19 protein-coding genes are annotated in these 22,768 nt (G+C 62.3%); 8 read left to right on the forward strand and 11 right to left on the reverse strand.

All coding sequences use genetic code 11. From position 1 onward, the window contains the following. From KIO74_RS24235 to psrA, 3 genes are all read left to right on the forward strand, one after another. Positions 1–909, forward strand: a complete 909-nt coding sequence (locus tag KIO74_RS24235; RefSeq protein WP_213337517.1) for a PHP domain-containing protein — start codon at positions 1–3, stop codon at positions 907–909. Between the two features lie 22 nt (positions 910–931). Continuing rightward, on the forward strand, positions 932–1,714 hold the full coding sequence (gene phnX, locus KIO74_RS24240; RefSeq protein WP_213337518.1) for a phosphonoacetaldehyde hydrolase: 783 nt from the start codon (positions 932–934) through the stop codon (positions 1,712–1,714). 67 nt (positions 1,715–1,781) lie between these two features. Continuing rightward, the gene (psrA, locus tag KIO74_RS24245) at positions 1,782–2,882 is read left to right on the forward strand and encodes an iron-containing alcohol dehydrogenase PsrA (RefSeq protein ID WP_213337519.1); all 1,101 of its coding nucleotides are present in this window, start codon (positions 1,782–1,784) and stop codon (positions 2,880–2,882) included. A gap of 125 nt (positions 2,883–3,007) precedes the next feature. Here the strand turns inward: psrA and KIO74_RS24250 are convergent, their stop codons facing one another. Together KIO74_RS24250 and KIO74_RS24255 are read right to left on the reverse strand one after the other, a co-directional pair. Next, positions 3,008–3,841 (reverse strand): carbohydrate ABC transporter permease, encoded by an 834-nt coding sequence (locus KIO74_RS24250; RefSeq protein ID WP_213337520.1) that lies wholly within the window; start codon positions 3,839–3,841, stop codon positions 3,008–3,010. Then, positions 3,834–4,778: a carbohydrate ABC transporter permease gene (locus tag KIO74_RS24255; RefSeq protein WP_249731459.1), complete on the reverse strand. Its 945-nt coding sequence runs from the start codon at positions 4,776–4,778 to the stop codon at positions 3,834–3,836. Before KIO74_RS24255 ends, KIO74_RS24250 begins: the two co-directional genes overlap by 8 nt. A 47-nt stretch (positions 4,779–4,825) precedes the next feature. Between KIO74_RS24255 and KIO74_RS24260 the strand changes: the two genes are divergently transcribed. Then, positions 4,826–6,427, forward strand: a complete 1,602-nt coding sequence (locus tag KIO74_RS24260) for an FAD-dependent oxidoreductase (RefSeq protein ID WP_349629233.1) — start codon at positions 4,826–4,828, stop codon at positions 6,425–6,427. A 59-nt stretch (positions 6,428–6,486) separates the two neighbouring features. Further along, complete coding sequence (locus KIO74_RS24265; protein WP_213337522.1) at positions 6,487–7,380, forward strand: NAD(P)-dependent oxidoreductase; 894 nt, start codon at positions 6,487–6,489, stop codon at positions 7,378–7,380. A 58-nt stretch (positions 7,381–7,438) separates the two neighbouring features. Here the strand turns inward: KIO74_RS24265 and KIO74_RS24270 are convergent, their stop codons facing one another. Continuing rightward, positions 7,439–8,704, reverse strand: a complete 1,266-nt coding sequence (locus KIO74_RS24270) for an ABC transporter substrate-binding protein (protein ID WP_213337524.1) — start codon at positions 8,702–8,704, stop codon at positions 7,439–7,441. Positions 8,705–8,764: 60 nt separating this feature from the next. After that, positions 8,765–9,532, reverse strand: coding sequence for a FadR/GntR family transcriptional regulator (locus KIO74_RS24275; protein ID WP_213337526.1), 768 nt, complete (start codon positions 9,530–9,532; stop codon positions 8,765–8,767). Between the two features lie 131 nt (positions 9,533–9,663). On the opposite strand from KIO74_RS24275, the gene KIO74_RS24280 reads away from it, so the two are divergent. Next, on the forward strand, positions 9,664–11,388 hold the full coding sequence (locus tag KIO74_RS24280; RefSeq protein WP_213337528.1) for a GMC family oxidoreductase: 1,725 nt from the start codon (positions 9,664–9,666) through the stop codon (positions 11,386–11,388). A 32-nt stretch (positions 11,389–11,420) separates the two neighbouring features. Here KIO74_RS24280 and KIO74_RS24285 read toward each other — a convergent pair whose 3' ends face one another. The 4 genes from KIO74_RS24285 to KIO74_RS24300 all read right to left on the reverse strand — a co-directional run bounded on the left by KIO74_RS24285 (position 11,421) and on the right by KIO74_RS24300 (position 15,402). Next, positions 11,421–12,686: an enolase C-terminal domain-like protein gene (locus KIO74_RS24285; RefSeq protein WP_291978593.1), complete on the reverse strand. Its 1,266-nt coding sequence runs from the start codon at positions 12,684–12,686 to the stop codon at positions 11,421–11,423. A 132-nt stretch (positions 12,687–12,818) separates the two neighbouring features. Then, entirely contained in the window at positions 12,819–13,715 is an 897-nt protein-coding gene (locus KIO74_RS24290) for an ABC transporter permease (protein WP_213337530.1), read from the reverse strand. A 7-nt stretch (positions 13,716–13,722) separates the two neighbouring features. Then, entirely contained in the window at positions 13,723–14,670 is a 948-nt protein-coding gene (locus KIO74_RS24295) for an ABC transporter permease (RefSeq protein ID WP_213337532.1), read from the reverse strand. Positions 14,671–14,673: 3 nt separating this feature from the next. Beyond that, positions 14,674–15,402: a FadR/GntR family transcriptional regulator gene (locus KIO74_RS24300; RefSeq protein ID WP_213337534.1), complete on the reverse strand. Its 729-nt coding sequence runs from the start codon at positions 15,400–15,402 to the stop codon at positions 14,674–14,676. A 92-nt stretch (positions 15,403–15,494) separates the two neighbouring features. Here KIO74_RS24300 and KIO74_RS24305 point away from each other — a divergent pair, with 92 nt between their 5' ends. Continuing rightward, a complete protein-coding gene (locus KIO74_RS24305) occupies positions 15,495–17,030 on the forward strand; it encodes an ABC transporter substrate-binding protein (protein ID WP_213337536.1) in 1,536 nt (511 codons plus the stop codon). Between the two features lie 284 nt (positions 17,031–17,314). Continuing rightward, a complete protein-coding gene (locus KIO74_RS24310) occupies positions 17,315–17,800 on the forward strand; it encodes a pyridoxamine 5'-phosphate oxidase family protein (protein ID WP_213337537.1) in 486 nt (161 codons plus the stop codon). Positions 17,801–17,961: 161 nt separating this feature from the next. Here the strand turns inward: KIO74_RS24310 and KIO74_RS24315 are convergent, their stop codons facing one another. From KIO74_RS24315 to KIO74_RS24325, 3 genes are read right to left on the reverse strand one after another with little or no spacing between them, the layout of a single operon-like run. After that, positions 17,962–20,244: a GMC family oxidoreductase gene (locus tag KIO74_RS24315; protein WP_213337538.1), complete on the reverse strand. Its 2,283-nt coding sequence runs from the start codon at positions 20,242–20,244 to the stop codon at positions 17,962–17,964. Beyond that, the gene (locus tag KIO74_RS24320) at positions 20,231–21,634 is read right to left on the reverse strand and encodes an FAD-dependent oxidoreductase (RefSeq protein WP_213337539.1); all 1,404 of its coding nucleotides are present in this window, start codon (positions 21,632–21,634) and stop codon (positions 20,231–20,233) included. The genes KIO74_RS24315 and KIO74_RS24320 overlap by 14 nt, the downstream gene beginning before the upstream one ends. A gap of 21 nt (positions 21,635–21,655) precedes the next feature. Next, a complete protein-coding gene (locus KIO74_RS24325; protein WP_213337540.1) occupies positions 21,656–22,765 on the reverse strand; it encodes an ABC transporter ATP-binding protein in 1,110 nt (369 codons plus the stop codon). Between the last annotated feature and the right edge of the window lie 3 nt (positions 22,766–22,768).

The raw sequence follows: 22,768 nt of genomic DNA on the forward strand, positions 1-22,768 counted from the left end.
ATGTCGTCTGACGCCTTCACCGCTCCCGGCCGTTTCTTCAAGGGCAACCTGCATACTCACTCGACACGCTCCGACGGCAAGCTGGATCCCGAGGAGGTCTGCCGGCGCTATCGGGAACGCGGCTATGATTTTCTCTGCCTGTCCGATCACTTCCTCAAGGCCTATGACTTTCCGCTGACCGACACGACGGGCTACCGGAGCGACCGCTTCACCACCATCCTGGGCGCTGAACTGCACGCCAACGCGACAAGCGGCGGCGACCATTGGCATATCCTCGCAGTCGGCTTGCCGGCGGATTTTACGCCGCCGAGCGCGGACGAGACAGGGCCGCAACTGGCGGAGCGCGCCTATCGGGCCGGCGCCTTCATCGCCATTCCCCATCCAGAATGGTACGCCCTGACGATCGAGGACGCGCGGACGATCGCCAACGCCCATGCGGTCGAAGTCTATAACCACACGAGCCAGGTGCACTGCTCGCGCGGCGGTGGCAGTTATTTTCTCGACCAGATGCTGATCGAGGGCCGCAAGATCAACGCGCTGGCCTGCGACGACGCGCATTTCAATATTCCCGGCGATGTGGAGCGAGACGCTTTCGGCGGGTGGGTGATGGTGAAAGCCGAGGCCAATGAGCCCGAGGCGCTGCTCGCCGCGCTGAAGGCAGGGCATTATTATTCCACGCAGGGTCCGGATATTCATGACATCCGGCGCGAGGGCGACGAACTCGTCGTGAGCTGTTCACCCAGCGCCCAGATCATGCTGCTGGGACGCCACGCGCGCTCGTCCTTCGCCTCAGGCGCAGACATGACCGAGGCACGCCTCCCCCTCACCCGCTTTACGGAAGGCTGGGGACGGCTCGCCGTTCTCGATGCCGCCGGGCGCTGCGCCTGGTCCAATCCCATGTGGTTCTGACCGTCGGGGTAGGACAATGACGATGACGACAGCCAACAACCAGACCCGACACCCGATACATGGCAAGGGTTTCCGCGGCCCTGTTTCCACGGTGATCTTCGATTGGGCCGGCACAGTGCTGGACTTCGGATGCATCGCGCCGGTCGCGGCATTTCGCGAGGCCTTCGCGGAGGACGGCCTTACGATATTGGAGGCCGAAGCGCGCGCGCCGATGGGCGCGGCCAAGCGCGAACATATCGCGCTGATCCTCGCCCAGCCCGACGTATCCAGGCGTTGGCAGATGGAGAAGGGTCGTAGCGTCAGTGAGACGGACATCGACCGGCTCTATGCCGCCTTTCTCAGGATCGATGCCGTCAACTGCGCCCGGCATAGTGCGCTCATTCCCGGCGCGCTCGAGACAATCGCCTGCCTGCGCGGACAGAGCATCACGATCGGCAGCACCACAGGTTATCCGCGCAGCGTCATGGACGGGCTGATGCCGCTCGCCAGCTTGCAGGGCTACAAGCCCGACCACTGTGTGACGGTCAGCGACGTGACCCGCGGACGCCCCTATCCCGACATGGTGCTGGCCAACGCTGTCGCGCTCAGTGCGCCTGATGTCCGCGCCTGCGTGGTTGTCGATGACAGCCCAACCGGACTTCTCGCGGCCCGCGCCGGGGGATGTGGGCCGTCGGCATCATCGCCAGCGGTAACGAGGTGGGGTTGCCGCTGGCAGACTGGCTGGCGCTCGACGAAGCGGAACAGACGGCACGACGCGAGGCAGCCCGCAACACCCTCGATGATGCAGGGGCCCACTTCACGATAGACACGATCGCCGACCTTCCACCGGTAATCGCGGCCATTAACGCGAGGCTCCTGGCTGGAGACAAGCCATGACAGGTTGGATCTACCACAACCCGGTCAAGCTGCGCTTCGGAGAGGGCATCATCGACGCGATCGGGGCTGAGGTCGCCGGCCGGCGCTACCTTCTCGTCACCCATCCGGACGCACCGATATGGCCCTGGCGCGCCAGGGTGGCGGCACGGGCAGGCGAGCCTGTTGGCGTCGTCGATACCATTACACCGAACCCCTCCCTTAGCCTATTGCGGGAAATCTGCCAGCAGCTCTCGACGCTGAGCGGTGCGATCGACGTCATCGTGGCGCTGGGCGGCGGCTCGGTGATCGATTCCGCGAAGTTTCTGGCCGCCGGCCATATGCAATTCGAGCCCGTACGGAATTATCTGGAGACCTGCACGGCTATCGCGGTGTCACCCCTGCCGCTGATCGCGATTCCCACCACCGCCGGCACGGGAAGCGATCTCATCCCTTGGGCCACGATCTGGGATCCTGAAAGCGACCGCAAGCTTTCTCTGAGCGGGCCGGGTCTTTTCGCGGAAGTGGCTCTGGTCGACCCAATGATCACCGCCTCCCTGCCCTGGAGTCTGACCAAGGCGAGCGGCCTCGACGCCCTGTCGCACGCGCTCGAAAGTATCTGGAACGTCAATGCAAATCCGGTAACACGCACCTTCGCCGTGGAGGCCGCGCGCGCCATTCTGACGGCGCTGCCGCGTCTCCAGCACGACCTCGGTGATACCCAAGCCCGCGCGCTTCTCGCCCATGGCGCGACCCAAGCGGGCCTCGCCTTCTCCAATACGAAGACTGCGCTCGCTCACAACATCTCGTACCCCATCACCATGCGGCACGGGGTCATCCATGGCATCGCCTGCTCATTCTGCCTGCCCGAGGTGATGGTGGCCGCTCGCGGCATTGATCCCGCTTGCGACGCGGCATTAACGACGATTTTCGGCGCCCTGGACAGTGCCCCGGACAATCTCCGCCGTCTCCTGAGCGAACTGGGTGTGCCCAGGACGCCTGCTGAGCTCGGCGTCGATGACGAAGACTGGCGGCCCATCCTTGAACGTGCTTTCGCCGGGCCGAGGGGAAGAAATTTCATCGCGCCTATCGGACGCTATCCATTGTCGAGCGTCTCCTGACGCGGACAGTGGGGGGCCCCTCCAAGCGCCGACATCCCCAACCAAGGTTTTGCCTCGCTATCGCGAGGAAGGAATGTTGATCTTCCAAGCTGAGGCAAATGGACCGAGCGTAAAATCCAGCCTGATCAGCTCTTGACCGCACCTGCGGTGAGGCCAGCGATGAGGAAACGCTGAAGAGCCAGCACGATCAACACAACGGGAACGAGCTGGATCGTGGCCGCGGCGAAGACAGCGCCCCATTGCACGCCTTCGGCGGTGCTCAACATCTCGCCAATCACCACAGGCGCTGTGCGCGCATTGTTCATGGTGAAAATCATGGCGAAGACATATTCGTTCCACGCGAAGACGACGACAAAAAGCGTCAAGGCAACGAGCCCTTGCGCCGCGAGCGGCAGGACGACCAGCCGCAGGATCTGCCAGAGGGTGGCGCCGTCGATCGCGGCTGCCTCCTCGAGTTCGATCGGGATCTGTGCCACGAACGAGCGCATCATCCAGGCCCCGAGACTGACATAGAACGCGGCATAGAGAAGGATGAGAATGAGGTGACTGTCATTCAGCTCTAACCAGTTGATCACCGGAAACAGCGGAACTGTTACGACGATCGGCGGCAACATCCTGACGACCAGCATGAACACCGCCGAGACCTTGTAGGCGGTCTCCTTTGTCCTCGCATATACATAGCCGGCGCCGAAGGACGCGCAGAGCGTCAGGAGCACTGTGAATACTGTGACGATGACACTGTTTCGCAGACCGGAGAAAAACTCGGGGTTGAGGCGGACAAGCGTCTCGAAGTTTTCGGCGGTCGGAATGAAGAAGGCTTGGAACGGAACCTCGAAGATCTGGCGCGGCTCCTTGAACGCCGATGTCACGACGAGCAGGATTGGCGCCAAACTCCACGTCAGCACCGCAAGAATACCGGCCGCGCGTACCAGTCGTGTCGACAGGCGGAGGTCATGCATCGCGGCGTACCTCCTTCGCCATCCTGTAGAGGTAGGGTAGCGCTATCAGCAGCGATAGTAAAAGCATGCATACACCGGCGGCCGACGCCAATCCGAAGTTCCTATACTGGAAAGTCTCCCGATAGAGATAAATCGCGAGAACCTCAGTCAGCCGTGCCGGGCCGCCGCGCGTCAGCAGCCAAACCTCACCGAAAAGCCGGATGGCGAAGATGTAGCGAAACAGGATCGCGACCAGGATCGCGGGCATGATGATCGGCACCTCGACCCGCCAGAAGCGTTGCCAGGCGGTGGCACCGTCAATGGCGGCCGCCTCCTGCGTCTCCTTCGGAACGCTCAATAGCGCCGCGTAGAGAATGAGAAAGGTGAAGGGCATGTGTTGCCAGATGGCGATAAGGCAGGCAAGCGCAAGCCCGGCCCAGGGCTCCGAGTCCCAGGGCAGCACTATGCCGACGCCATCCAGAAGCCGTGACGCAATTCCAACTTCGGGTTCCATCATGAACCGCCACATCACGATGCCGCTGCTCTCTGTGATGGCATAGGGAGCTATGATCGCGGCGATGATCAACTTGCGGCCCATCTCAACCCGCCTCAGCAGAACGGCCACGGCAAGCCCGAACGCCAGCTCGCCATAGACGATCACATTGACGACTGCGAACGTATTCCAGACCGCCCGCCAGAAGCCGCTGTCGGCAATGAGCGCCGCGTAGTTGGCGAGGCCCACGAAAGCAGGCTCCTGGCCAAGGGTCGATTTCTGGAAACTGAGCCATACGATGTAGACCGCCGGTGTTGCCAGCAGGCCGACGAGAAGTAGCAGTGCCGGCAAAAGCAGCAGGACGTAGAAGCCATGGCGCGTCTGAGGCGGCCGCTGGCGATCCGGCATCGAAGCATCGCGCCGCAGCGGCCTGATGTCGATCCGTCGGGCGATCTGCGCGATCATGATTGCCCTTTCCCTGACGCGCGCTGGCGTGAATCAGGACACCGGGCGTGCAGCATCGCGCATTCTCCCCTCCCACTCGCCCTCTTGATCGGGTCTTAACTGCGAAAGCAGCCAGGAAGACGTCTAGGGCCCCCTTGCGTTTCTGTCAAGGATGTAACATTGAATTACATATTTGTAATTCCATCAAACAGACATCGGCGCTGTCCGATCGGATCCAAGGGAGCGAAGTTATGGCGAAAGTGGTTGTGGTCGGCGGCGGAACAAGCGGCTTCGCCGCGGCTATTGCTGCGGCGCGGGCGGGTGCGAACGTCACGCTTCTCGAGCAATCAAGCTATCTCGGAGGCACCATGACCGGCGGTCTTGTCCCAGGAATAGTCTCCTTGCGGCACCAACCTTGGCGGGACCAGGAAACACTCGTCGAGATGGAGACATCGCATGCCGGTGATCAAGTTGTGCAGGGGATTGCACAGGAGATGATCGATCGGCTTATCGACGCCGGTGGCGCTTACGGCACGCCGGGACAGGCGACGATCCGTGTGAGCTTCGATCCGGAAATCATGAAGGTCGTCATCGACAGAATGTGCCGGGAGGCTGGCGTTGCCATCGAATACCACACGAAGGTCACGGCGGTGCTGCGGGAGAACGGACGCGTTGCCGGCGTGAAGGCCAACTTCGGCAACGAAATCATCGCCGACTGCGTGATTGACACCACGGGCGATGGCCACGTCGCGTGGCTCGCCGGCGCCCGGTACGAACAAGGCGAGAATGGCGACCCCACTTATGTACAGCCCATCACGATGTATTTCCTGATGGGTGGCGTCGAGCTCGACAGAACGATCGACTATGCATGCAGCGGCCGGGAGGATTTCTCGGAGGGCTATCTGCGAAAGCTGCGCAAGCTCTACGAGGAAGGCAAGCCACTGACCATCCCCGGGCTGCCGCGCTTGCGTGAAGTGGCCGCGCAGGCTGGCGACTATCCCGGCGCATTTGGTTCGACGACCCTCAACCCACGGGCGCATAACAACATTCTGCGTCCGATCTTCCGCAACGGTAAAGTTGTGTACGACACAACCATGCACAATGTGGACATGGCCTATCGTGTCGACGCCACGGACAACAAGACACTCAGCGAGGCCATCGGATCGATGCGTGACTTCACGCTGAAGATCGGTGAATTCTACCGCAAATACGTCCCGGGCTATGAAAATGCCTATGTCTTGCAGATCGCCGACAACATCGGCGTGCGCGAGACGAGGCGCGTTATCGGCGAGTATATGTTGACTGGGGACGACGTGCTTGAAGCGCGCAGCTTTCCCGACAGCGTCGGCTATTGCGGCGCGACGGTCGATGTCCACAACATCGACGGCAGCGAAAAAACGCGCATGACCGCGATTCGCGGCGGCAGGCTCTATCAGATCCCGTTCCGCATCCTGGTCCCCGAGGAGATCGACGGCTTGCTGGTAGCGGGACGGTGCGTCTCGGCTGATCGCGTGGCCTGCGGCTCGATCCGACAGCAGGCTGGATGCATCGTCACCGGCCAGGCCGCGGGAGTTGCCGCCGCATTGGCCGCCGATCGCCGCATCGAAGCGCGGCATCTCCCCATCGGCGTCATCCAGCAGGCGCTGAAGGACCAGGGAGCACAACTCTGACAATCCTCGCCGAAACGCCACGCTTGGATCCATCGCGGCGCCTTTTCATAGGCTTCGCGATGGAATGGACATCTGAGCAACGCGCGCGCATCCAACAGGGCTGTCCCCCTGAGATTGATCTCGCGTTTCTGGGATCGGCACCGATTGACCGCAACGTGCTCGCGAGGCTGGATGCGCTCGTCGTCGGCACGGAGCCGGTTTCAAACGCGCTCCTTGCAGCGACCCCCCGCCTGAAACTCATCCAGCGCTGGGGTACCGGACTTGACAATATCGACAGGGACCATGTGGCAAGCCGGGGCATCGCGACAGCGGAGCTGCCCGGCGTCAACGCACGCAGCGTCTCGGAATTCATCCTGCTCGCCATGCTCGCGCTTCTACGGCAGCTGCCCGACGTAGCAGTTTCCTGGTCGCGCGGCATGTGGGAGACAGGAAGGGTCGGGCTGCCGCCGCGCAGACTTCAAGGCAAAACTGTTGGGCTCATGGGGTTTGGAGCGATTGGACGCGATCTCGCCGGGCTCCTGCAGTCCCTCGACGTTGACATTCTCTACCACGATGCCGTCGCGGCGGATGTCGCGGGCCTCTCTGTCCGCTACGCCGCAAAGGAAGAGCTGCTTGAGAGCGCCGACATCATATCCGTGCAGCTCCCATTGAACCCAGCGACCCCGTGCGCGATCGGAGCGCCGGAAATCGCCTTGATGAAGCGTTCCGCGATCCTCATTTCGGTCTCGCGGGCCGGTGTTGTCGACGAAACCGCCGCACGCCTTGCCGTCCGAGAAGGCCGTCTGGCGGCGGCGAGCTTCGATAATTTCGCGATCGAGCCGCTGCCCGCTGACAAGATTGGCTACACTCCAGGGATTTTGGCTACGCCACATATCGGCGGGGCGGCCATCGAAGGCTTCGAGGCCCTGATCGACGCCTGTTTCGCGAGCATCACCCGTCACTTCGGCCCATAGCGGAAGCCTGCCGGAGGGCCTTATCCACCGGCAGCCTGATACTTCCGTCTGACCCGATTCAGGCCGTCAGCAACGGCACGACCCGTGCCTTCGCCTCGCTCATCGCGGCCTGCGGCTCCTTCCGGCCCAGGAGAGCAAGACCCAGCTCTTCCATCAGCACGTTCATGGCGCGCGGGGCATTGGCGAAGCTCGGCGTAATGAGCCGCGCGGTGCTGAGTGCCGTTTTCTCGGCGTTCGCGTAGGGCAAGAGTTCCTGCACGCGTTTGTCGTTATAGGCCGAGGGTCGCACGGGACCGTTGCCGTTGAGCGTGGCGAGAATCGTGCTTTCGGGGGTGCTGAGATGCCGCACGAGACTCCAGGCAAGTTCCTTGTTGCGGGTATTGCGCGGTATCGCCATCGCCCAGACGGAGGTCTTGGCGGGTATGGGCATTCCATCAATGCCATCCGGTAAGGTCACGACAGGGATCTTGCCCTGGAATTTGCTGGCCTTGGGATCGTTGAATGTCGCATAGCGGCCGAACGGGCTGTTTGTCATGGCCGCCCTGCCCTGTTGCATATGGTTGATCACATCCTCGTTCTTGAAGTTCATGATGTTGCGCGGCATCACGTTCTTCTGGACGAGCTCGCGCAAAGTCGCGACGGCCTTAACCGCTGGCGCCTCGTCCACCACGACCTTCAGATCCGGCGTGATGAAGTCTCCGCCGAATGCCCGTATCCAGTCCATGGTGCAGGAGAGATCCTCCATGCTCAGGACGAAACCGTAAACGCGTGTCCCGTCCGGTCGCTCATAGCTCAGCTTCTCGGCCGTCGCGATCAACTCGGCGATCGTTTTTGGAGGATCGGCTATCCCGCGTTCCGCGAAAAGCGTGCTGTTGTAATGCAAGCCGTGCGTCGCGTGGCGATAGGGCAGCGCGGCCAAATGTTCACCATAACGATGGGTCGCCAACATGGCGTCCGGAATCTCGTCGAAAGCCGGGATTGGATCCCGCGCCTGCCACGTCTTGAGATCCTCGAAGAGCTGGGCGTACTGCGGGCCGACGTAGCCGTTCAGCACGAAGGCAATGTCGATGCTGCCCTGGCTAAGCCCCGCCTCGCGTAACGCGCGCTCGTTGGTCGCGTCGACGCCGAACGTCAGCCATTCTATGTTGGCCCCGTTTTTTTCCCGCCAAGACGCGGTTATATCTCCGCCCTTGCCGGTCGTCGCTGCCGCGCGGTGCACGGCATGCGCGACGATCGTAAGCTTCTTGTCTTCGGCCCGGGCTGGCACCGCGGCCGACAGGGTGGCACCGGCTATGCCAAGCACAGCGTGGCGTCTGGTGAGCATTGTTCTCCTCCCGATTGTTATCGATGATCGGCCAGCTTTGCCGCGCCGGTTGCGGAGCCGTCATTCCCTGACGTCGAACTCCACGGTTTCAAGGAGCGACTGGCGATTCAGCACCACATCCCGCGCGGCGAGGATATGCCGCTGCATCTCCGTCCGCGCCCGCGCGGGATCGGCCGCTTCTATGGCTTCGAAGATGGCCACATGCTCTCGATGTATCCGCCAGAGATGCGCCTCGGAGGTGCTGTCGTTGGAAACGACGAGGTCAAGTTTGTGCCGGCCGATGAAATTCGGCATCATTTCCAACGTACGGACGTAAAACGGATTTCGTGTCGCCTGCGCCACCGCCCTGTGGAACGCGAAATTCGCGTCGGCGAGCAACTGCAGCTGACCTTGCTTCAGCATGTCCTCCGCCCCCGCCAGAACCTTGCTGATCGCGGCGATGTCGTCAGTCGTCCGGCGCTCCGCCGCAAGTCCGGCGGTGGCCGCCTCGACGTCCGTGCGATACTCGTAGTAACGAAGGAGATCCGCGAGCGTCCGGATCGGCGGCAAGGCAGCCGCGCTCGGCAGCATCCCTCGTATCACGAACGTGCCCGAGCCCTGCTGGGACCGCACGATCCCCTCCTCCCGCAGCCTTGCCAAAGCCTCCCTGACAACGGGCCTGGATACGCCGAAGCGCCGCGCGAGTTCCGCCTCGGGCGGCAATTTAACCCCCTTGGGGAACTCCCCGCGACGAATGAGCCGCTCGATCTGCTCGTAGACGGCTATGGCAAGACGGCCGCTGAGGGCAGCTGCTTCACCGGTTGCCTCGTCGTTGGCAAGGTCTGGCACAGGGATTGGCTCCATCGGCCCGGCGGGGGCCTATAGGCGGCTATCATGCGCGCGGCGATGAAAATGTCAATGTTGTAAATTAATGATCAAGGATGTAATTATCCCAGCCAGATCCTAGGAGGATTTGTATCTTGGATTGTCCCACGCGGTTCGACTATGTCATCGTCGGCGGCGGCTCGGCCGGATGTGTGCTGGCCAACCGCCTGTCAGCGCGCAGTTCGCTGCGGGTCTGCCTGCTCGAAGCCGGGCCGGACACGCCCCCGGAAGAGGTACCCGACTCCATCGCCAACGAAGGCTACCTGCCGGACTACTTCCAGGATTGCCGTTACTGGACCGATCTGACGGTCTACCGAGACCCTATCGGAAACCGCTCGGCAGCCGAGATCGCGGCGCAGATGAAGCCGGCGCGCTATGAGCAGGCCCGTGTCATGGGCGGCGGATCGAGCGTCAATGGCCAAGTCGCGCTGCGCGGAATACCAGCTGACTACGACGAGTGGGAGCGCCTGGGCGCGATCGGTTGGGGGTGGGAGGAATGCCTGCCCTATTTCCGCAAGCTTGAGCGAGACATGGATTTTGGCGGACACCATCACGGACGCGAGGGGCCGGTCCCGATCCGCAGAACATTTCCAAAAGATTGGGGAGGTTTCGCTCTGGCTTTCCGGATCGCGGCCGCGCAAGCCGGGTTACCCTATCACGACGATGCCAATGCCGTGGCTGGTGACGGCTGTTTCCCCTTTCCACGCAACAACGTCTATGGTCGCCGGGTATCCGCAGCCGTCGCTTATCTCGACAATACAACACGGATGCGGCCGAACCTGCATATCGTGCCGCATGCGAGGGTTGAGCAGATCGAGTGGCAGGGCTGTCGCGCCGTCGCTGTCAGAGCTCTCGTAGCCAAGAGATCCATTCGTATCGAAGCGCGCGAGATCATTCTCTGTTCCGGCGCCATCCACTCGCCAGCCCTCTTGCTGCGCTCGGGCGTCGGCCCGGCTGAACACCTCCGCGACCACGAAATTTCTGTCGTGGCGGACCGACCAGGGGTTGGCGCCAACTTGCAAGACCATCCATTGGTTGGATTAGGCGTGCATCTGAAGCCGCAGGGGCGGATGAGCCCGAAGGTACGCAACCCATTTCTTGTCTATGCGCGTTTCAGTTCGGGCCTTGAGGGTTGCCCTTCCCAGGACATGAAGATTTCGATCGCCAATCGCTTTGATCCCAGCCCGATCGGCAACCACTTTGCCGCGGTGAGGGTTGGACCCGACAAAGCATTCTCACGTGGCTTCGTGCGCCTGAAGAATGGCAGTCCGACCGAGGAGCCTCTCGTTGCCTTCAACTTGCTTTCAGACGAACGGGATCTTCTGCGCATGCGTGAGGGCGTGCGCTTCGTCTACAGGCTTTTAACGACATCTGATGTGAAAGCCGTCAGCCATAGTGTCTTCGCCGGCGCCTACACCCGCTGGCTACGCGCACTTCGATCCGGCGGCATGGCGAGTGACATTATTCTCGGCCTCGGAGCACAAACTCTCGACGCGGGCGAAATCCCGCGCAAGGCTATCATGCGGCTCGCCTTCCCGCGGGGGGATGACATCCACGCGATGACGCACGACGACGCGCTTCTCGATGCCTGGATACGCGCGACGGTGCTCGGCAACTGGCATGCCTGTGGAACCTGCCGCATGGGCAGCACGGACGATCGCGCGGGCGTTGTGGACCCGAAGGGAAAGGTCATAGGCGTTGAAGGCCTGCATGTGGCGGACGCGTCAATCATGCCGACTGTACCCTGCGCCAACACAAATCTATCCACGATGATGATTGGCGAGAAGGTCGCGGACGCACTCCTGACGGCCTCTCAATGATTGGCCGATACCCGCCGCCCAGCCATGACAAACTACCATCTCGGGCGATGTGAAGACCAGTCCGGCCAGTATTTACGAAGCTCAGCAGCGTCGTCCCGCGCGATGATGCCACAACTGCGCCAGTTGTCATGCAGCTTCGCGAGCGCGTCACGATCCAGGGCAACGCCAAGGCCAGGCTTGTCTGACACGCGCACGCAGCCGCCGATAAAGGGTATTGTGCCCCCCTCGACGATCTCATCCTCTTCCCAAGGATAATGCGTGTCACAGGCATAGGTCAGATTTGGCGTCGCCGCAGCAAGATGGGCCATGGCCATCAGGCTGATGCCAAGATGGCTGTTTGAGTGCATAGAAAGACCAATGCCCCACGTGCGGCAGATGGCGGCCAGTTCCTTGGTGGCCTCCAGGCCGCCCCAGAAGTGATGATCAGCCAGGATCACACGAACCGCGCCCTTGGCGATCGTCTCCGGCACATGATCAAAAGCGACGGTGCACATATTCGTCGCCAACGGCAGCGACGTCTTCGCCTGCACCGCGGCCATTCCGTCGATCGTCATCGTCGGATCTTCGAGATACTCCAGCAGTTCCTCGAAATCCGGCAGCATGCGGAGCGTTGTCTCGACTGTCCAGGCACCATTGGGATCGATGCGCAAAGGCGCTTGCGGGAAAGCCACACGTAACGCACGCAATGTCTCGACTTCGAGAGCGGGCTCGAAAACACCGGCCTTGAATTTCAGCGATTGAAAGCCGTGACGCCGCACCATCTCGCGGGCTTCCCTCACCATTTCCTCGGGTGACTGGACATTGCCCCAGGGGTCGCTCCACCCGTCCTTGACCAACTCGTGGCGAGAAAATTTGTAGAAGAGATAAGCGGAAAAAGGCACATCGCGGCGGCAGGCCCCACCGAGTAGATCATACACCGGTCGGCCCGTCAGGTGCCCGACAGCGTCAAAAGCGGCAACCTCGAAGGCTCCGAAGATGCGCGGCAGAAGGGTCACGCTGGCCGTGCGGGGGGAGACGTCAGCCGTTGGAGGAGCGAGCCGCTGCAGCGTCGACGCCACGCGCCGCTTCAAGCCGTTGCGATCATAGATGTCGAGGCCGATGAGATCATCCCCACAGGCCCGCAACAGCTCGATGGTGATGGCATCGCCATAGGTCTCCGACAATCCGACCGTTCCGTCCTTGAGCACGACTTCGAGAACGCTGCGTATGGCCCATGGCTCATGAAGACCCGCCGCATTCAGCAAAGGCGCGTCGCGAAACGCGATGGGAGTGACTTTGACTTCAGCAATATGTGACACGGCTGTTCCCTCTGCTTCAATGCTTCTTGCCTGATCCACCGGAGGCCGCTGGCTGAAGCATCAGCAGCGCGATCCGAGTGGGCGGGCGGAGGCAGTCTTCGCGCGTTTAATTCTTGCTCAGACTTCGCACATTCAACTTTTCAAGCGTGTATCCAGGACGTCTCGCAAGCCATCACCCAGGAAATTGAAGGCGAGCGCGGCGCAGAATATCGTCATCCCTGGGAACAGGCTGAGCCACCAGGCGTCCCAATATTGCATTCCCGTCGCCAGGATCTGCCCCCAGGTCGGCGTCGGCGGCTCGGCACCGAGCCCCAGGAAGGCCAGCGAGGATTCGGTTATCAAAGCCGAGGAACTGCGTAGCGACATATAGACGATGACGTTGCCAACCACGCTTGGCCAGACATGCGAAGCCATGATCCGCGCATCGGTCGCCCCCATCGAGCGTGCCGCCTGGACGAAGTCGAGCTGGCGGACGGTGAGAACCTGTCCGCGCACGAGACGGGCGCATCCCGGAATATTAATGATCGCAATCGCGATCAGCGCATTGACCAGATTAGGCCCAAGAACAGCGATGATGCCCAGGGCGAGAACCAGTAACGGAAAGGCAAGCAGGCCGTCCATGATCCGCATGATCACGTTGTCGACCCAACCGCCATAATATCCCGAGACGACACCGATCGTGCTTCCGATGACGAAGGCAAGGCTGATGGCACCGAGAACGATGCCGAGTGAAACGCGGGCGCCGAAGATGAGCCGGGACAGGACGTCGCGTCCGATATCATCCGTTCCGAACCAGAACTGCGCGTTCGGCGGGGACAGTATCGCGTCGAAATACGCCTCATCGGGGTTATGGGGCGCGATCAGCGGAGCGAAGAGCGCGATCAGGCAAAGCGCGGAGATGATCAGCAGCCCCGGACACCCAACCCTGTGCCGGAGAAGCTGACCCAATCGTTTTGCGAAAAGCGACGCGGTATTCTGCGCGACAAGGCGCGGAGGTGCCTCGATCTGCGCCGAGATGAGCGGTTGCATGGGCGTCCTAAAGCTTTATGCGGCGATCGAGGACAACATAGGCAAGGTCTGTCAGAAGATTGACGAGCAAAACGCCGACAACGATGATGAGTATCGCGGCCTGCACCGGCGCGATGTCGCGCTCGAAAATCCCCTCGACAAGCATTCGCCCCAAGCCCGGCAGGGAGAAGATGGTTTCCGTCACGACAGCGCCGCTGACGAGCGCGCCGGTCTGAAGACCAATGACGGTGACCACGGGGATGAGGGCGTTGCGCAGGGCGTGCAGTCCGATCACCCGGGGTTCGCCCGCCCCCTTGGCACGCGCCGTGCGGATGAAGTCTTCGCCCAGCACCTGCAACATGGCCGTGCGTGTCTGGCGCATGACGAGGGCGGCCATCGTCGTCCCGATGGTGATGGTTGGCATCAACATCAGCTTGAGGTTCAGCCACAGATCGGTCGTTGGCGACACGTAGCCGGACGGCGGCAGCCAGCCGAGGCGCAGCGTGAAGAAGCCGATCAGCAGCATGCCCATCCAGAAGAAGGGCATCGCGACACCGCCCATGCTCAGGAAACTGACGACGAGGTCGATCCAGCTATTGCGCCGCAGCGCCGCGAGGATGCCGGCCGGAACCCCGATGATGACGGACAGCAAGATGGCCATCACGGTCAGCTGCAGCGTCACCGGGATGCGCGTCATGAGCATCTCGTTCACCGGCTCCCGCGTGCGCAGTGACGTGCCCAGGTCCCCACTGGCGGTGTTGGCCACCCAGCGCATGTACTGGACGGGCAGAGGCTGATCGAGCCCGAGCTTGGCCCGCAAGGCCGCTCGCTCCTGCGGCCCGGCCTGCTCGCCGAGCATCGCGAATGTCGGATCGCCCGGCAGAAGCTGCATCATGGAAAAGATGAGAAACGTCACCATGAAGAGCAGCGGAACAAGTTGCATCATGCGCTGCACGAGAAATGTGATCAGCCGCATGATCTACTTCCGGTTACGTCGCATTTTCGCGGCAATACGCGCGAGATCGGCCGGATTGACGTTGAAATGCACGCTCATGCGCAGACGCGCCTCGACCGGGTCGCGGTCGCGAATGGCCTCGTACACGACACGATGCCGCTCCACGCCAAGCTCGTGTTCGGCCTGCGTGCGATGGGAGCGCAACAGCTCCTGCGCTGCCAGCGTCTGCGCCTTGAGCGCCTCGAAGACACAGACGAGAAGCCGATTCTCCGACGCCTGCACGATCGTCAGATGGAAAAGCCAGTCGAACTCCCGCGCGATCTTCGGGCGCGGGATATTGTCGGCAAGCCCCTCGACGCACAGGCGCAGTTGCTCGAGCTGCTCGGGCGTCCTGCGCTCCGCCGCCTGTCCAGCCGCCTCGCATTCGATGGCACGCCGCAGCTCGATCAGGTCACGATAGCCCTGCTCGTGCACGGCGCCGACCTGAAAGAGGAAAGCGAGAGGCTCGGATGTGAGACCCCGTACGGAGGACGGGCGTCCCTGCTGGGTATCGAGGACGCTGAGGGCGTTTAGCTCGCGCATGGCCTCCCGGACCACCGCCTTGCTGACCTTGAAACTGCGCGCGAGCTCTCCCTCGGAGGGAAGCGGATCGCCGGGCGCCAGCGTGCCGTCGAGGATCTTCGTCGTGAGGTGCTGGCGCACAAGGTCAGGCAGCTTCACCCGCTGCAGCTCGGCACCTTCAAATTCTGCCATCGTCGCGTCTCCTCGTTCGCCGTTCTAGAAACCACTTGATCACATGTCAAGTTATCCGATATGTAGAACACAAAATAAGTGAGGAGAGCCCGATGAGGTCAACGAGACGGCAGTTTCTGGGTGCGGTGGGAGCATTGGCCACGGTAGGCCTCGGCAATGGTGCGCTTGGGCAGGAGGCGACGGGTGGAACGCTCACCGTCGCAATCGACCTCGAGCCTTCAAGCCTCGATCCCATCTTCGGCGCGGCGCCGGGCACCGACCGCCGCTTCTACAATATGTTCGCCGAAAACCTCGTCTGGCAGGATCCGGACGGCAGCTTCAAGCCCATGCTGGCCGAGCGCTGGTTCTATGCGCCCGACGGGTTGTCGATCGACTTCCACCTTCGCCGCGACGTGAAGTTCCAGGATGGCACCCCGTTCGACGCGGAAGCCGTGAAGTTCAACCTCGAACGCGCGGCGAGCCCGGAGGTCGCATCGCGTGCCAGACAGTTCCTCAGTGATTTCGACAGCGTTGAGGTTCTCGACAGCCATACCGCGCGGGTGAAGCTCAAGCGGAAGTCAGGGCCGATGCTCGCCATTCTGGCGATCGAGCCCGGGTCCATGATGTCGCCGACGGCGGTCAAGGCGCTGGGCGAAGGCTTTCACCGCGCGCCGGTCGGTACCGGCCCCTTCCGCGTCACGTCATGGACGGGCGGCCGGGTGGAAGCGGAGAAATTCAAGGACTACTGGCAAAAAGCCCCGACAGGCAGCGCCCTTCCCTATCTCGATCGCGTCGTGGCGCGGGTTATCCCCAACACGACAGTCAAGCTTGTTGAACTCAAGAGCGGCAACGTCCAGCTCGGGGATTCGATCCAGCCGAAAGATTTTCCGCAGGTCGAATCTGACCCTAAACTTAAACTGATGGATTCCAATCTTGGGGTCGTCCAGTATCTGATCTTCAATACAAGCCAGCCGCCGTTTGACAATATCGATCTGCGCCGTGCCGTGTCGCATGCGGTCGATGCACCAAGCCTAGAGAAGATCGTGGCGCGCGGGCAAGGGGTTCTCGTAGGCGGCATCGAGCCGCCATCATCCTGGGCTTTCGCCAAGGACCTCACGGCCTACAAGCGCGACGTGGAACTCGCCCGCGACCTCTATCAGAAATCGGGACATAAGGGCCCGCTCACGCTGAGCATGATTCAACGCGATCCTGATACGCAGATCGCGCAGCTCATGCAGGCGATGCTCAAGCAGGTCGGCATCGAGCTGCGGATTGAAACCATGGAGCGTCAGGCGTGGCTCGACAAGGTCCTCGGTGGCAAATCGGAGATCGCCCTGGCACGCGCCGTAATGCCGCGGTCGGACCCCGATCTCGCCTTCAGCACTTTCTATGGACGTGATGCAAAGCAGAATTTCGCGGCGATCAAGGATGACAAGCTCTTCGATCTCGTAGATGCGGCACGTTCGGAGACCGATCAGGCCGCGCGCGGCCAGCTTTACATCGATGCCCAGAAGCTTATTCACAGCAAATATTACAATGCTTTTCTGTTCTGGCGCCCGAGCAGCGAGGTGGCACGGGTTGAAGTGCAGGGTCTGCGTCGCGAATTTTCGGGACCTTGGACCTACACGGACGTGTGGCTGAAAGCCTGATCGGTTCGCCAGACAGGCCGCGATGGCCGCCAGAGCTGTCTCCCCGCTGTTGGCCAGCGCTCCACCAGCCCGCCGCGCAGAAAAGCCTCGCTTTCGGAGACCATTCGCAAACGAGGCTTTCACCGCCATGCCATAACGTTGAGCTGACAGCGGCCGAATGTCGCCACATCGGGTGTGTCATGAGCACGGACGCGGGGCTGTATTCATCGAAATCCACGCGACCGGGGGAACCGTGCGGGCACGAGCGCATTGCTTTCTCGCGGGGGTAAAAGGGAGAAAAGCCAGTGCCGACACCTGCAGAACTTAAGACGCGCTTCTGGAAGTCGCTCAAATCAGACCGCACCGTCATGCTGGGTCTTGTCAGCGCGGAGAAGGGCCACACGCGCCCCATGACCGCGCAGCTGGAGGGCGAGAGTGGCCCGATCTGGTTCTTCGCGGACCGGGACACGGAGCTTGTCGAGAAACTCTCAAACGGTCAGCCGGCATCCTTCAGCTTCAGCGCAAAGAGCCACGACCTCTTCGCCTCTGTTGAAGGGACACTTCAAGTCGACCAGGATCGTGCGGTCATAGACCGGCTCTGGAACAGCTTCATCGCGGCCTGGTTCAAGGACGGCAAGGATGACCCGCGCCTTGTACTGCTGCGGTTCGACCCAGGCCAAGCCGAGATCTGGGAGAACGCTTCCAACCTGCTGGCGGGCATCAAGGCGATGCTGGGCGTGGATCCGCAAGCCGATTACCAGGATAAGGTGGCCCAGGTGAAATTGGGGTGAGTGAATTGGGTGGGTGAAATTCTCGTTAAGGGTGAAACGAGGCTGAGGCGCAGACGCCGAAAGCCTGAGCTTCACGTGATTTGCCGTCGCGCTGTGCCATTATCCATTAGCCATGGCGTGCGCGGCACTGGCGGGAAGGCTCAAGTCCTGCGCCCATGGTCTCAAGTCCTGCGCGCAAGCTCACCGCGAAGCTCAACCGCCAAGTTCTGCGCTGCCCTGCGACAGATGGCCCACAAAGTCAGCGTGGGATTAACCGCATGGCAGGACGGAAAGACGGCTCCGCTCATCACGTAGAGCCCGGGCGTGTCATGCACGTTCAGATCGGGGCCGACAACGGACTGTCCTGGATCCTCTCCCATGCGGCAGCCGCCGAGATCGTGGCAACTTCCGATTCCCGTGAACAGCGGTCCCCGCCAGATCTCGGCCGCGCCCATCGCGCGCTGCATAGCCTCCCCTTCCCCGATCATGTGTTGATAAAGCCGTTGTTCGGCTTCGCGTATGGCATAGGTCGCGCGCAGAACAGGGAGGCCGTAGCCGCTGCGGTCCCGCCTGATCGGGTCGAGGTCCAGGTAATTTGACCGATAGGGCAACGTATCGGTCTGGATGCGCAAAGCGAGGCGATGATTCCAGCGCTGAACATGCGCCTTCCATTCCACACCCCAGCTCGGCACGGTCGGCGGAGGCGGCTCCCGGCCGATCTGGATCGGCAGCAACTGGTTCTCAGTGGAGAGGGTGCCTCCGCCGATCATGCCTGTCGCCGCCATGAAGCTTGGCGTCAGCATGTCCTCCACGATCACGCCTTGAGCGCCCGGCCCGGTGTGGCGATTGAAAAGCCGCTCAGGGAAATGTCCGTAAACGCCCGGGAATTGTTTGGTCATGAAATGCCGGCCCAACTGGCCGCTGTCGTTACCGAGACCGTGCGGATGCTGGCCCGAGCCCGACATAAGGAGCAACCGGACCGTCTCGAAGGTATAGGCCGAGACGATCACCGCCCTCGCCGTCTGCTCCCGCAATTCTCCATTGCTGTCGACATAGCGCACCCCCGTGGCGCGCCCATTCCCGTCGGTCAGGATCGCCAGGACGCGGCACTGAATCCGCACATTGAGGTTGCCGGTGGCAAGGGCGGCCGGGATCAGGTCGTCCGTCGGCATCCATCGGTCCCGGGTCGCGGCTCCAAGGCCTTCGCCCCAGGGCGAATAGGTCATCGCCGGCCGCCCGTTGTAAGGCACTGTATTCTGGCCGACGGGGATCACGTCCGGGTGCAGTCCGCGCTCACGCGCCGCCTTCGCGAAGAGTTCTCCCCCCGCGAACGGGCGCGTCGGCGGCATCGGCAGGCCGCCATCGCGGTGGATGAATGGATGCGTGTCGTGACCGGCGATGCCGATGGCTCGCTCCAACGCCGCATAATGCGGCTCAAGTTCATCATAGCCGAATGGCCAATCCGCGACCGTACAATCCTCATCAAGGCGCGCCAAAAGGCCCAGCTCGGCAAGGGTTCTACGCATGCGGAACTGGTGCGGGTGTTGCCGCCGGAGCCGCGCGCCATAGTGGATCAGCGAGCCGCCGACGCCATTGCACATCCGGCCGAGCGAGAACGGCATGGCCTGCGTCGGAGCGTCGGAATCCTCACGCCAGGTTGGAGTTTCGGCGTTGAATTTTCCCCCAAAGCCAGCGCGCGCATAATAGGCATGGCGCAGTTCGTCCGGACGCAAACCATCGCCCTGCCGCCAGGGTCCCGCCTCCAGCGCGACGACGCGCAGCCCAGCCTCGGCGAGCCACGGCGCCACCAGGGCGCCGACACCGCCCATGCCCACGACCACCACATCGACATCAGCCAGAGGCGGGCTGGCGCCGTCCTGCGGGTCGAAACCCGTGTCCCGCCAATCCGGCGCCGCGGGGCGATCGGCTTCGCCATCGTTCATGGTTGGCCGCCTGCCGTCGACAAAGGGGGCAGAGGTCGCGAAGTGGTCAGCCGGCTGGTGTGTCGTCACCACGCCGGGATAACCGATCGCCGCCCATCCCTCCGCGTCGCGGTTGCCCACATGGGCGGGGTCGCAGAACAGCCCCTCTATCAGGTGCCGGCGCAGCATCGCGAAAACATCAGCCTGCGGCGGGACCACCCATCTCGGGATTGTGCCCTGCTCGAGCTGCTGCAGGATCAGGCTCTGCTGCCGGACGTCGCAATCCCGGAAAAGCGAGCCATGCTCGCTCCTCGCGGTCGCATCGAGCCGCGCAACGGCACCGCGATAGGGCTCAAGCAGGGGACTTTCGAAGCCGTCGAGCGCGCGATCAACATAGGCGACGACGCCAAGGCTCTCGGCATCGCGCTCCGGCGAGCGAGCCGGCCACATCAGCCGGAAGATTGAGGCCAGTGTCGCCGCTTCGTGGCGGGAGAGCGCAATAAGCGGCGCGCTGAAGGACGGCATCCCCTCAGTGCGTGCCATCGAGAATTGCCCCCTGGCGCTGCAATCCGTCGCGCAGCGTACGCACAGGCACGCCGCGGATATTGCCGGGATCATTGAGGCCAAGACTGAGCACCGCGCCGAGGCCCGCCGCCTCGCCCTGCGCCATGCAGGGGCCCATGACGCGCGCCGAGCCGTGCGCCTCGCGATCCGCCGACATGCAGCGGCCCGCGACATAGACGTTGGTGAGCCCTCTCGCCACAAGCATGTCGTAGGGCATGTCATAGGAGCCGCCATCCGCCACGGGGATGCGGACCTGCTTGATGCCATCCTGGTGGATATCGATGTGGTGGCTACCTTTGCCGATGCCGTCGTCGCGCTTGCGGGCATAGAACACGTCATCGCGTGTCAGGACATAGTCCCCGACGATCCTGCGGGTCTCCCGAATGCCGATCCGATGGGCGAGCCCAGCGAAATAGGATTGCTCGAAGCCCGGAATACGCTTGCGCATGAAGCGGATGCAGCTCCAGGCCTGGTCCACGAGCCCCCCGAACGCCTGCGACAGGGCCTTGGTATCGGTGGCATCGATATTGGCTATACGCGTCGTGTTGACGGATACTTCGCGACGCTCGCTGGAGACCGGGATGATCCCAATCAGAGCGGTCGGGTAAAGCTCGCCGCTTGCGATACCCTCCTGGATCAGCGGCCCGTCACCCTTGATGAAGACTGCCGGCTGTCCCTGCTCGTAGAGTCTTTCGGCGCAGGCGCGCGCGCTCAGCTCCGCGCCCATCCATTCGCTTTCACCGACCGCAAGGTTCTCGGGTTTATCGACACAGAACTTGAGGAGCTTCTCCGTATCGATGCCCCCGATGCGGAACAGCATCGTCAAGGGCTGGAATTCACCCTCGTCATTGGAGATCATCGCCGCCCCGCCGGCCAGCATCGCGACATCGCCGTCACCGGAACAGTCGATCACCACCTTCGCGTTGACGAGCGTTCTCTGCCGTTTGTTGACGACCACGACGCCCGTGACGCGCCCATCCTTGACCACGACGTCCTCGGCGAAACTGTAGAGCCATGTGTTAACCCCATAGCGCCGCACGACATTCGACACCGCGATCTTCATCATCTCGGGATCGATGCAGACATACCAGATCAGGCGCCAATCCTTGACCGGGCCGATGTAGCCGCCCAGCCGCTCGTGCTCGTCCAGTATTTCCTTCAGTATTCCCCCGACGATCCATTCCCCGCGCGCGTTCAACGCGCCATCGACAGGCAATCCCGTGATCAATTCTCCACCGATCATGGAGCCCGCTTCAAGTAATAGCGTCTTCGCGCCGTTCTTGGCCGCGGATGCCGCCGCCGCGACACCGGCGCAGCCGCCGCCAATCACGACAACATCGTAGTCTTCCTGATAAAGCTGTTGTGCCATTGTTCGACTCTTTTCTGGAGTTCAATGAGATGAAATTGGCGTGCCGTGGCTGATGCAGGTCTCGCTGGCGGGATCAAACAGATGAATTCGCCGCTGGTCCGGACGCAAATGCACCAACTCTCCAACACGCACGGAGACATGCGGCTCGCATCGGCAGCCGAGCTCCTCGCCGCCGGGCAAACGTGCGAAAACATAAAGATCCGGCCCCGCCAGCTCCGTTCCACTGACCTCGGCCGGGATCGTTCCCTCAACGCCGGAGCCGGCGATGGTCACGCACTCGGGCCGGATCCCGACCTTCACCCCGCCACCCGCCGCAGATGCCGGCGCGGGGCGGTCCAGCGGGATAACGAAGCCTTCGCCAAGCAGTCGCGGGCCATCACCGGTGACGACCAGCTCGGCGTCGAAGAAATTCGTCTCGCGGTCACCGACGAAATTCGCGACGAATATGTTCACCGGTCGATTATAGATTTCGTCCGGCGTACCCAATTGCTGCAAGCGACCGCGGTTGAAGATCGCGATCCGATCGGACAGCGTCATCGCCTCGGACTGATCATGCGTAACGTAGACGATCGTCGAGCCGAGCTTGGCGTGCAGCGCCTTGAGATCACGCCGCATGCGAATGCGCAGGCGTGCGTCAAGATTAGACAATGGCTCATCAAGCAGGAAGACCTTGGGATCCCGCACCATGGCGCGGCCGAGGGCGACGCGTTGCTGCTGCCCGCCGGAAATCTCCTTGGGATAGCGCCCGAGGAGATCGCCTATGCCGAGCGTCACGGCTGTCGCATTGACCTTTTTCTCGACATCGGCCTTGGAGCCAAGTCCACGCGCTTCCAACGGAAACGCGATATTCTCGAAGATCGTGAGATGTGGATAGAGCGCGTAGTTCTGGAAGACGAGGGCGATGTCGCGTTTGTCAGGCGCCACATGGGTCACGTCGCGGCCGCCGATGACGATCCTCCCGCCGTCGACATCCTGGAGTCCTGACAGGAGGTTGAGGGTGGTCGACTTGCCGGAGCCGGAGGGCCCGAGAAGCGACACGAACTCGCCCGGCGCGATATCGAGATCGAGATCCGCGAGCGCGGTCACGGCGCCATAGCGCTTTGATACAGAGCGAAAGCTGACTTCTGCCATTGC

This window comes from Chelatococcus sp. HY11 (assembly GCF_018398335.1).
Taxonomy (GTDB): Bacteria; Pseudomonadota; Alphaproteobacteria; order Rhizobiales; family Beijerinckiaceae; genus Chelatococcus.

Coding starts and splice junctions, on each gene's coding strand:
- KIO74_RS24235 (WP_213337517.1), top strand. CDS start 1: ATGTCGTCTGACGCCTTCACCGCTCCCGGCCGTTTCTTCAAGGGCAAC.
- phnX (WP_213337518.1), top strand. CDS start 932: ATGACGACAGCCAACAACCAGACCCGACACCCGATACATGGCAAGGGT.
- psrA (WP_213337519.1), top strand. CDS start 1,782: ATGACAGGTTGGATCTACCACAACCCGGTCAAGCTGCGCTTCGGAGAG.
- KIO74_RS24250 (WP_213337520.1), bottom strand. CDS start 3,841: ATGCATGACCTCCGCCTGTCGACACGACTGGTACGCGCGGCCGGTATT.
- KIO74_RS24255 (WP_249731459.1), bottom strand. CDS start 4,778: ATGATCGCGCAGATCGCCCGACGGATCGACATCAGGCCGCTGCGGCGC.
- KIO74_RS24265 (WP_213337522.1), top strand. CDS start 6,487: ATGGAATGGACATCTGAGCAACGCGCGCGCATCCAACAGGGCTGTCCC.
- KIO74_RS24270 (WP_213337524.1), bottom strand. CDS start 8,704: ATGCTCACCAGACGCCACGCTGTGCTTGGCATAGCCGGTGCCACCCTG.
- KIO74_RS24290 (WP_213337530.1), bottom strand. CDS start 13,715: ATGCAACCGCTCATCTCGGCGCAGATCGAGGCACCTCCGCGCCTTGTC.
- KIO74_RS24295 (WP_213337532.1), bottom strand. CDS start 14,670: ATGCGGCTGATCACATTTCTCGTGCAGCGCATGATGCAACTTGTTCCG.
- KIO74_RS24300 (WP_213337534.1), bottom strand. CDS start 15,402: ATGGCAGAATTTGAAGGTGCCGAGCTGCAGCGGGTGAAGCTGCCTGAC.
- KIO74_RS24305 (WP_213337536.1), top strand. CDS start 15,495: ATGAGGTCAACGAGACGGCAGTTTCTGGGTGCGGTGGGAGCATTGGCC.
- KIO74_RS24315 (WP_213337538.1), bottom strand. CDS start 20,244: ATGGCACGCACTGAGGGGATGCCGTCCTTCAGCGCGCCGCTTATTGCG.
- KIO74_RS24320 (WP_213337539.1), bottom strand. CDS start 21,634: ATGGCACAACAGCTTTATCAGGAAGACTACGATGTTGTCGTGATTGGC.
- KIO74_RS24325 (WP_213337540.1), bottom strand. CDS start 22,765: ATGGCAGAAGTCAGCTTTCGCTCTGTATCAAAGCGCTATGGCGCCGTG.